Genomic DNA, 7026 nt, shown 5'->3' with positions numbered 1-7026 from the left:
GCCGAGGACGCCGGCTCGGCCGTCGCCGAACGGATCGCCAAGGACGGCGGCCGGGCCGTGTTCGTCCGCGCCGACGTGGCCGAGGACGACGACTGGCGCCGCATCGTCGCCGCCGCGCACACCTTCGGGCCCGTCGACCTCCTCGTCAGCAACGCCTACACCGTCGAGGTCGCCCCGGCCGACGCGATGACCCTCACCTCCTGGCAGCGGCAGCTCGACGTCAACCTCACCGCGAGCTTCCTCGGCTTCCGCGCCGTCCTGCCCGACCTGCGCGCGCGACGCGGCGCGGCCGTGCTCACGTCGTCCGTGCACGCCCGCGTCGGCATCCCCGGACACCCCGCCTACGCCGCCTCCAAGGGCGCCCTGCTCTCCCTGTGCGGGCAGCTCGCCGTCGAGTACGGGCCCGAGGTCCGCGTCAACGCCGTCGTACCCGGACCGATCCTCACCGCCGCCTGGGACCGGGTGACACCGGAGGACCGTGAGCGCAGTGTCGCCGAGACCGCCGCCCGCCGCTTCGGCGCCCCGGGCGAGGTCGCCGCCGCCATCGCCTTCCTGGGCTCCGACGACGCCTCCTTCGTCACCGGCACCAGCCTCGTCGTGGACGGCGGCTGGAGCGTCGTGAAGTCCTCGGCATGACCCCCACCCCCATTCCTTCGCAGAAAGGCTGGACCACATGACGCCCTACGCCCGCCGCGGCGTGCACGGCCAGACCGTGGAGGCCCTCGCCCGCCGCATCCTCGGCGGCCGGATCCCCGAGGGCGCCACGCTCGACCTGGTGGCGCTGCAGAGCGAGTTGGACGTCAGTCTCACCGCCCTGCGCGAGTCCCTGAAGGTGCTCGCCGCCAAGGGCATGGTCGACGCCCGGCAGAAACGCGGCACGTTCGTACGGGCCCGCGCCGACTGGAACCTCCTCGACGCCGACGTGCTGCGCTGGCAGTTCGAGGGCGCCGGCGAGGCCACCGACGCCGACCGGACCCTGCTGCGCAACCTCGCCGAGGTCCGCGCCATCGTCGAACCGGCCGCCGTACGCCTCGCCGCCGAGCGCCGCACCGACGCCGACCTCGATGCCCTGGAGGCGGCCCTCGTCGCCATGGGCGAGGAGGACGCCGGACCCGGCCACGCCGTCGAGGCCGACCTCGCCTTCCACCGGGCCCTGCTCGCCGCCACCCACAACGAACTGCTGGAACGCATGGAGATGGTCATCGAGCCGGGCCTCGCCCACCGCGACCGGATCGTGCACAGCCACCCGCACAGCGAGGACCCCGTCCCCGCCCACCGCGCCGTCCTCGACGCCGTGCGCGAACGGGACCCGGGCGCCGCAGAGTCCGCGATGCGCGCCCTGCTCGTCCAGGCCGGACGCGATCTGGACCGGCTCGACGGGCCCGGCGAGACGGCCGGCGACGACGACACGAAAGGCACGGGGGGCAAGTGAAGATCACGCGGATAGAAACCTTCCAGGTCCCGCCGCGCTGGCTGTTCTGCCGCGTGGAGACCGACGACGGAGTGGTCGGCTGGGGCGAACCCGTCGTCGAGGGGCGGGCCGAGGTGGTGCGCGCCGCCGTGGACGTGCTCGCCGAGTACCTCGTCGGACAGGACCCGCTGCGCATCCAGGACCACTGGCAGGTGCTCACCAAGGGCGGCTTCTACCGGGGCGGCCCCGTCCTCTCCAGCGCCGTCGCCGGACTCGACCAGGCCCTGTGGGACATCGCGGGCAAGACCTACGGCGCACCCGTGCACGCCCTGCTCGGCGGTCCTGTACGCGAACGCGTGCGGGTCTACGCCTGGGTCGGCGGCGACGAACCCGCCGAGCTCAGGGAGCAGATAGCCGCCCAGGTGGAGTCCGGGTTCACCGCCGTCAAGATGAACGGCGCCGGCGTCACCTCGCCGATCGCCACCGCCGCCGAGACGGCCGCCGTCGTCGACCGGGTCGCCGCCGCCCGTGAGGTCCTCGGCCCCGGCCGGGACGTCGCCGTCGACTTCCACGGCCGCTTCACCGCCGCCAGCGCCCGCCGGGTCCTCGCCGAACTCGCGCCGCTGCACCCGCTGTTCGTGGAGGAACCCGTCCTCCCCGAGCACGGCCATCTGCTGCCCGGCCTGGTCGAGGCGAGCCCCGTGCCCCTCGCCACCGGCGAACGGCTCTACTCCCGCGCCGAGTTCCTGCCCGCCCTCACCGCCGGCGTCGCCGTGGCCCAGCCCGACCTGTCCCACGCGGGCGGCATCACCGAGGTGCACCGCATCGCCTCCCTCGCCGACACCTACGGCGCCCAGCTCGCCCCGCACTGCCCGCTCGGCCCGATCGCGCTGGCGGCCAGCCTCCAGGTCGCCTTCGCCACGCCCAACTTCCTGATCCAGGAGCAGAGCCGGGGCATCCACTACAACAAGGACGCCGACCTGCTGTCCTATCTCGCCGACCCGACGCCGTTCCGCTTCGTCGACGGGCACGCGCCCCGCAACGACGCCCCGGGCCTCGGCATCACCGTCGACGAGACGGCCGTACGGGCGGCGGACCGGGCCGGACACGCCTGGCGCAACCCGGTCTGGCGGCACGCGGACGACTCCTTCGCGGAGTGGTGAGCGCGTGCTGACACCGAGTGCCGCGCATGTGCTGACGCTGACCACCGACCCGGCGCACGGCGGCCGGTGGACGTCCCTGCGCTCGCCCACCCGCGAATGGCTCTGGCACCGCCCGGCGCCCGGACGGGACACGGCCGTCCCCGAAGACGCGTTCGTCGACGCGGGCGGCCTGGAGGAGTGCGTCCCCACAGTGCGGGGCCGGGCCCGACCACGGGGACGTCTGGGCCCGGCCCTGGACCCGGGACGCCGACGGCACCGAGCACGTCCGGGGCACGTCCTTCACGCTCGCCCGCACCGCCCGGACCGACGTCGACCGGATCCACGTCGACTATCGGCTGACCGCTCCCGCCGGGTTCCGGTTCGTGTGGGCGGCGCACGCCCTGCTGGACCTCTCCGAGGACGCCCGCCTGCGGATGCCGGACGGCGCGGACACCCGTCTCTTCCCGGAGGCCGCCCCGCTGCTCGACCGGCCCTGGCCCGCCGGCGCGCCCTGGGTCGCCGGGCCGTGGCCCGCCCCGCACGGGGTGCCCCTGGACCGGCTCGGGCCCGACGACGGCACCGCGGTCGGCGCCGTCGTCGACACCGACTCGTGCTGCGTGCACGACGGGACCGACCGGCTCGCCCTGCGCCTGCGGGCGGACGGGCAGCCCGTGTCGGTCGCCCTGTGGCGCAACCTCGGCGGATTTCCGCAGCCGAATCCCTACCGCAGCACCGGCGTCGAACCGATGCTCGGCCGCGTCTTCGACCTCGCCGACGCGGGACCCGGCGACGCCGCCCGGGTTCCCGCCTCCGGCGAGGTCCGCTGGCGGCTCACCCTCACCGGGGCCTGCCGCTGCCCCGAGACCCCCGCACCATAAGGAGCACCACCCGTGGACCTCACCGCCGCGCTGGCCACCCACCGCCTCGTCGCGATCGTGCGGGGCGACGACCCCGACGCCGCGCTGCGCACCGTCCTGACCCTCGCCGAGGAGGGCGTCGACCTGGTCGAGGTGTCGCTGTCCGGCAAGGACGCGCTCACCGTCCTCGAACGCGTCCGCGCCGCCCTCGGCCCCGACCGCCCCCTCGGCGCCGGCACCGTCCTCACCGCCGAGGACGCCCGGGCCGCGCACGCCGCCGGAGCCGACTTCGTCGTGACGCCCGGCCTGGGGCCCGGGGTCACGGCCGCCCAGGACCTGGGCCTGCCGGTCCTCGCCGGGGTGCTGACCCCGACCGAGATCATCGCCGCCCGCGCCCTCGGCGTGGCCGCGCTGAAACTCTTCCCGCTCGCCCAGGCCGGGGGAGCGGCGTATCTCAAGGCCCTGCAAGGCCCGTTCCCTGACGCCCCCTTCGTGCCCGTCGGGGGCATCGACGAGAGCGCGGCCCGGGAGTGCCTCGCGGCGGGGGCCCTGGCGGTCGGGGTGGGATCCCCGCTGATCGGCGACGCGGCCGATGGCGGCAGCGTCACCGCGCTCAGGGAGCGAGCCCGCCGCTTCCGCGCCATTGCCGAGGAGGCGGGGCGATGACCGCCGTACGACCGCAGGCCACCCGCCCGGACCGGCTCGAACTCGGCGAGGGCATCCGCTGGACCGGCACGGAGGTGGTCCTCGTCGACATCCTGGCGGGCCGCCTGCTGTCCGTCCCACAGGAGGAGACGGCACCGCTGCGCACGCTGGCCGAACTCCCCGTCCCGCTGGGCGCCGTGGCCCCGCTCGCCGGTCACCACGGCACCTGGGTCGCGGCCGCCGGCACCGGGATCTGCCTGCTGCGCCCCGACGGCACCGTCGACTGGCTGGCCCGCCCCGAGGACGGCGCCCCCGCCCGGATGCGCATGAACGACGCCGTCGCCGACCCGTTCGGCCGGTTCTGGGCCGGGAGCATGGCGTTCGACGCCGACGAGGGCGCCGGCTCCCTGTACCGGCTCGACCGGAACGGCACGGTCGTGCGGGTCCTGGACGGCGTCACCGTGCCCAACGGGCCGGCGTTCACCCCGGACGGCAGCGTCATGTACCTCGCGGACAGCGCCCGGGGGGTGGTCCGGCGCTACCCCGTCGACCCCGCCACCGGTGACCTCGGCACACCGCGCGAGTTCGTCACGGTGGAGGACGGCAGTCCCGACGGCATGGCCGTCGACGCCGAGGGAGCCGTGTGGATGGCGGTCTGGGGCACCGGTACGGTTCGCCGCCACCTGCCCGACGGCACGCTCGACCGGACGCTGCGGCTGCCCGCGCGTCAGCCCGCGGGCGTCTGCCTCGCCGGGCACGTCCTGCACATCACGACGGCTCGCGTGGGCCTGTCGGCGCCGGGACCCGGCCGGCGTCGAGGACGGGCCCTCGGCCCTCGACTGGTCCCACCGCACGCACTTCGTCACCCCGGCCGATGCCGCGCCCGCCGAGTATCTGCCGTACGGTCTGCGGCCCTTCACCGGGGCCGAGCTGGTGGCCGCCGCCCTCGACGGGGAGCGCGGCTCCTGGTGGGAGTTCACCGGCGCCGAGGAGAGCGAGGGCGCGCTGCGCCTGGCGTTCACCGACGACGTCCTCGGCCTGCGCACGGTCCTGTGCTACGAGACGGTGCCCGGCACCGACGTCATCCTGCGCTGGACCGAGCACACCGCCACCCGCGAACTCCGCCTGGAACGCCTCGACTCGGCTGCCGTGAACGTCCCCGTGACCGCTGGCGCCCGGCTCACGTACCTCACCGGCCAGTGGTCCCAGGAGTTCCAGCGCACCCAACTGCACCTGACCCGGGGCACGTTCACCATGGGCAGCACCCAGGGCGTCCCCGGCCACGCCTACGCGCCCTGGCTCGCCGTGCAGGACGGCACCCCCGGCGACGGCCCCGCCTACGGAGTCGCCCTGGAGTGGGCCGGCAACTGGCACATCACCGCCGAGGCCGAACCGGGCGGCGCGATCCGGGTCCGCGCCGGACGCGTCCCGCACGAGGGCGCCGTCGTCCTCACCCCCGGCACCACTCTGACCACCCCGCGTCTCGCCTGCGCCTTCAGCGCGGACGGACTCGACGGACTGTCCCGCGTCTGGCACCGCTACGAACGCCGGCTCGCCGGCGACCGGCTGCACCGCCCCCGCAAGGTCCTCTACAACTCCTGGGAGGCCACCGGCTTCGACGTCGACGCCGCCGGACAGCTCGAACTCGCCAAGGTGGCCGCCGACATCGGCGCCGAGCTGTTCGTCGTCGACGACGGCTGGTTCACCGGCCGCGCCGACGACACCGGGGGACTCGGCGACTGGCACCCCGACCCGGCGGCCTTCCCGCACGGCTTCGACCGGTTCGTCGAGGACGTCCGCGGCCTCGGCCTCGACTTCGGCCTCTGGGTCGAACCCGAGGCCGTCAGTCCCGGCAGCCGGCTGCACACCGAGCACCCCGACTGGGTGTACCGCGTGGAGGGCCGGCCCGCCCGCCTCGTCCGCAACCAGCTGCTGCTCGACCTCGGGCGCCCCGACGTCCAGGACTTCGTGATCGGCACCCTGGACCGGCTCCTCGGCACCTACGCCGTCGACTACCTCAAGTGGGACATGAACCGGCCGCCCACCGAACGCGGCCGGCCCGGCGCCGGAGCCGTCGACCTGGACGCCGAGCACGTCGCCGGATACCTGCGCGTCCTGGACCACCTGCGCACCGCCCACCCCCATGTCACCGTCGAGGGTTGCGCGGGCGGCGGCGGCCGCGTCGACCACCTCACCCTCGCCCGCACCGACGTCGTCTGGCCCAGCGACAACACCGCCCCGCTGGACCGGCTGTCCATCCAGTACGGCTTCCTGCACGCCCACGCCCCGCACGTCATGAGCTCCTGGGTCACCGACGCGCCCGGCGTCTTCGACCCGCGCCCGCGCAGCCTCGCCTTCCGGTTCGTCAACGCCATGTGCGGAGTGCTCGGCATCGGCGCCGACCTGCGCGCCTGGAGCCCCGAGGAGCGCGCCGAGGCCGCCCGCTGGATCGCCCGCTACAAGGAGGTCCGGGACGTCGTCCACCACGGCGAGGCCCGCCTGCTCGGCAGCCCCGACGAGCCGACCTGCGGCGTCCAGTACGACGCCGGGGAGCGCACCGTCGTCGCCGCGTTCAGCACCGGACGCCTCGACGGCGCCCCGCTCGTGCCCGGCCGGCCCGCCCGGCTGCGGCTGCGCGGCCTGGACCCGGCGGCCCGCTACCGCGACACGGCCACCGGCACGACGTACGGCGGAGCCCATCTGCTGCACTACGGACTGCCGTTCGCCTGGAGCGCCGGTCACGACGCCGATCTGGTGGTACTGACACGTGAGTGAGCCGCATATCTTGCCCGGACGGCCCGCCCGCCCGCGCCCACGGCCCACGACGGACGCACACGAAGGAGACGACCCCACGATGGACCGCTTCACCGGCCGCACCGCCGTGGTCACCGGCGCGGCCTCCGGCATCGGAGCCGCCACCGCCGAACGCCTCGCCGCGGAGGGTGCCGCCGTCGTCCACCCCCACCGCGCC

General features: G+C 75.3%; 6 protein-coding genes and 2 pseudogenes. All 8 read left to right on the top strand.

Annotated features, from left to right (window positions below; all coding sequences use genetic code 11):
• Positions 1-636, top strand: a 636-nt coding sequence (locus AB0C82_RS34450) for an SDR family oxidoreductase (RefSeq protein WP_362850164.1), incomplete at its 5' end; no start/stop codon positions are given.
• A 37-nt stretch (positions 637-673) separates the two neighbouring features.
• The gene (locus AB0C82_RS34445) at positions 674-1432 is read left to right on the top strand and encodes a FadR/GntR family transcriptional regulator (protein WP_115506570.1); all 759 of its coding nucleotides are present in this window, start codon (positions 674-676) and stop codon (positions 1430-1432) included.
• Entirely contained in the window at positions 1429-2574 is a 1146-nt protein-coding gene (gene dgoD / locus AB0C82_RS34440) for a galactonate dehydratase (protein ID WP_115506571.1), read from the top strand. The genes AB0C82_RS34445 and dgoD overlap by 4 nt, the downstream gene beginning before the upstream one ends.
• 362 nt (positions 2575-2936) lie before the next feature.
• The gene (locus AB0C82_RS34435; RefSeq protein ID WP_362850162.1) at positions 2937-3431 is read left to right on the top strand and encodes a hypothetical protein; all 495 of its coding nucleotides are present in this window, start codon (positions 2937-2939) and stop codon (positions 3429-3431) included.
• 12 nt (positions 3432-3443) lie between these two features.
• The gene (locus AB0C82_RS34430; RefSeq protein ID WP_115506573.1) at positions 3444-4076 is read left to right on the top strand and encodes a bifunctional 4-hydroxy-2-oxoglutarate aldolase/2-dehydro-3-deoxy-phosphogluconate aldolase; all 633 of its coding nucleotides are present in this window, start codon (positions 3444-3446) and stop codon (positions 4074-4076) included.
• Positions 4073-4861, top strand: a pseudogene (locus AB0C82_RS34425) (SMP-30/gluconolactonase/LRE family protein); the annotation flags it as partial. The gene AB0C82_RS34430 and the pseudogene AB0C82_RS34425, both read left to right, overlap by 4 nt.
• A 4-nt stretch (positions 4862-4865) precedes the next feature.
• Positions 4866-6830: pseudogene (locus AB0C82_RS34420) on the top strand (alpha-galactosidase); the annotation flags it as partial.
• Positions 6831-6909: 79 nt separating this feature from the next.
• On the top strand, positions 6910-7026 hold a 117-nt coding region (locus AB0C82_RS34415; protein WP_362850166.1), incomplete at its 3' end, for an SDR family NAD(P)-dependent oxidoreductase.

Origin of the sequence: Streptomyces sp. NPDC048560 (assembly GCF_040650955.1) — a bacterium.
Lineage (GTDB): Bacteria > Actinomycetota > Actinomycetes > Streptomycetales > Streptomycetaceae > Streptomyces.
The sequence above is the reverse complement of the archived record's forward strand: the minus strand, read 5'-3'. Positions and strand labels throughout refer to the sequence as shown.